1 rRNA gene is annotated in these 3,129 nt (G+C 52.6%); it reads left to right on the top strand.

Going from position 1 to position 3,129, the window contains the following annotated elements:
• Nucleotides 1-196 precede the first annotated feature (196 nt).
• A 23S ribosomal RNA gene (locus KHS78_RS22115) occupies nt 197-3,098 on the top strand.
• Nucleotides 3,099-3,129: the final 31 nt, after the last annotated feature.

The following is a 3,129-nucleotide window of genomic DNA, read 5'->3' as shown; positions in this document are numbered from 1 at the left end:
TTTGTTCTTTAAAAATTTGGAATCTGAAAATTTTACTGTTGCTGAGCACTCTCAAGCAAACGATCTGGCGATCGTAATAGTAAATCCAACGCACTTAAAGGTAGCGTTGGTCTAGGCGTTTGATCATCTAAAGTGATCCTGGCTTAACAGGCGACTTCGGTTGTTGGGTTAATCCGGAAATTGTTTTGGGTTATATGGTCAAGTGACTAAGCGTGCACGGTGGATGCCTTGGCAGTCAGAGGCGATGAAGGACGTTGTAACCTGCGAAATGCGTCGGGGAGCTGGTAAACAAGCTTTGATCCGATGATGTCCGAATGGGGAAACCCACCTGTCGTAAGGCAGGTATCTCTTTCCTGAATACATAGGGATTGAGAGGCGAACCCGGGGAACTGAAACATCTAAGTACCCGGAGGAAAAGAAATCAACCGAGATTCCGTCAGTAGCGGCGAGCGAACGCGGATTAGCCCTTAAGCACTTTCAGGTTTAGCAGAACATGCTGGGAAGCATGGCCATAGTGGGTGATAGCCCCGTATGCGAAAGGCCTGATAGTGTGAAAACGAGTAGGACGGGACACGTGTTATCCTGTCTGAACATGGGGGGACCATCCTCCAAGGCTAAATACTCCTGACTGACCGATAGTGAACCAGTACCGTGAGGGAAAGGCGAAAAGAACCCCGTTGAGGGGAGTGAAATAGACCCTGAAACCGTGTACGTACAAGCAGTGGGAGCCGTTTTCGGACGGTGACTGCGTACCTTTTGTATAATGGGTCAGCGACTTACTTTCAGTGGCAAGCTTAACCGCATAGGGGAGGCGTAGGGAAACCGAGTCTTAATAGGGCGTTTGAGTCGCTGGGAGTAGACCCGAAACCGGGCGATCTATCCATGGGCAGGTTGAAGGTTGAGTAACATCAACTGGAGGACCGAACCGACTACCGTTGAAAAGTTAGCGGATGACCTGTGGATCGGAGTGAAAGGCTAATCAAGCCCGGAGATAGCTGGTTCTCCTCGAAAGCTATTTAGGTAGCGCCTCGTATCTCACCCACGGGGGTAGAGCACTGTGTCGGCTAGGGGCCCATCCCGGGTTACCAAACCGATGCAAACTCCGAATACCGTGGAGTGCAATTACGGGAGACAGACAGCGGGTGCTAACGTCCGTTGTCAAGAGGGCAACAACCCAGACCGCCAGCTAAGGTCCCAAAGTATGGTTAAGTGGGAAACGATGTGGAAAGGCCCAGACAGCCAGGAGGTTGGCTTAGAAGCAGCCACCCTTTAAAGAAAGCGTAATAGCTCACTGGTCGAGTCGGTCTGCGCGGAAGATGTAACGGGGCTCAAACCATACACCGAAGCTGCGGATTCAGTACAGTTTACTGTACTGGGTGGTAGAGGAGCGTTCTGTAAGCCGATGAAGGTCAAGCTGGAAGGCAGGCTGGAGGTATCAGAAGTGCGAATGCTGACATGAGTAACGATAAAGGGGGTGAGAAGCCCCCTCGCCGGAAGACCAAGGGTTCCTGCGCAACGCTAATCGGCGCAGGGTGAGTCGGCCCCTAAGGTGAGGTCGAAAGACGTAATCGATGGGAAACGGGTTAATATTCCCGTACCGGTTGTAACTGCGATGGAGTGACGGAGAAGGGTAGGCCGGCCTGGCGATGGTTGTCCAGGTTTAAGGCAGTAGGCAGTGGGACCAGGCAAATCCGGTTTCATAATGCTGAGAGCTGATGACGAGGTTACTAAGGTAACTGAAGTGGTCGATCCCATACTTCCAGGAAAAACTTCTAAGCGTCAGGTTACAAGCGACCGTACCCCAAACCGACACAGGTGGTCAGGTAGAGAATACCAAGGCGCTTGAGAGAACTCGGGTGAAGGAACTAGGCAAAATGGCACCGTAACTTCGGGAGAAGGTGCGCCGCTGATGGTGATGGGACTTGCTCCTTAAGCTGTCGGCGGTCGAAGATACCAGGTGGCTGCGACTGTTTATTAAAAACACAGCACTGTGCTAACACGAAAGTGGACGTATACGGTGTGACGCCTGCCCGGTGCCGGAAGGTTAATTGATGGGGTTAGCTTAGGCGAAGCTCTTGATCGAAGCCCCGGTAAACGGCGGCCGTAACTATAACGGTCCTAAGGTAGCGAAATTCCTTGTCGGGTAAGTTCCGACCTGCACGAATGGCGTAACGATGGCCACGCTGTCTCCACCCGAGACTCAGTGAAATTGAAATCGCTGTTAAGATGCAGTGTATCCGCGGCTAGACGGAAAGACCCCGTGAACCTTTACTACAGCTTCACAGTGGACCTTGATATGACTTGTGTAGGATAGCTGGGAGGCTATGAAGCGTGGACGCCAGTCTGCGTGGAGCCAATCTTGAAATACCAGCCTGGTCATGTTGGGGTTCTAACCTGGCACCATTATCTGGTGTGGGGACATTGTGTGGTGGGTAGTTTGACTGGGGCGGTCTCCTCCCAAAGAGTAACGGAGGAGCACGAAGGTGCGCTAAGTACGGTCGGACATCGTACGGTTAGTGTAAAGGCACAAGCGCGCTTGACTGCGAGAGGTACATCTCGAGCAGGTACGAAAGTAGGTCTTAGTGATCCGGTGGTTCTGTATGGAAGGGCCATCGCTCAACGGATAAAAGGTACTCCGGGGATAACAGGCTGATACCGCCCAAGAGTTCACATCGACGGCGGTGTTTGGCACCTCGATGTCGGCTCATCACATCCTGGGGCTGAAGCCGGTCCCAAGGGTATGGCTGTTCGCCATTTAAAGTGGTACGCGAGCTGGGTTTAGAACGTCGTGAGACAGTTCGGTCCCTATCTGCCGTGGACGTTGGAAGTTTGAGAAGAGCTGCTCCTAGTACGAGAGGACCGGAGTGGACGAACCACTGGTGTTCGGGTTGTTTCGCCAGAAGCATTGCCCGGTAGCTACGTTCGGACAGGATAACCGCTGAAAGCATCTAAGCGGGAAGCCCCCTTCAAGATGAGACTTCCCTGGACCTTCGAGGTCCCTGAAGAGCCGTCCAAGACCAGGACGTTGATAGGCTGGGTGTGTAAGCGTTGTGAGGCGTTGAGCTAACCAGTACTAATGACTCGTGCGGCTTGACCATATAACGCCAAAGCGATTTGAACGCCAACGAC

Source organism: Kistimonas asteriae (assembly GCF_018263925.1).
In the GTDB taxonomy this organism is placed as follows: Bacteria; Pseudomonadota; Gammaproteobacteria; order Pseudomonadales; family Endozoicomonadaceae; genus Kistimonas; species Kistimonas asteriae.
The sequence above is the reverse complement of the archived record's forward strand: the minus strand, read 5'-3'. Positions and strand labels throughout refer to the sequence as shown.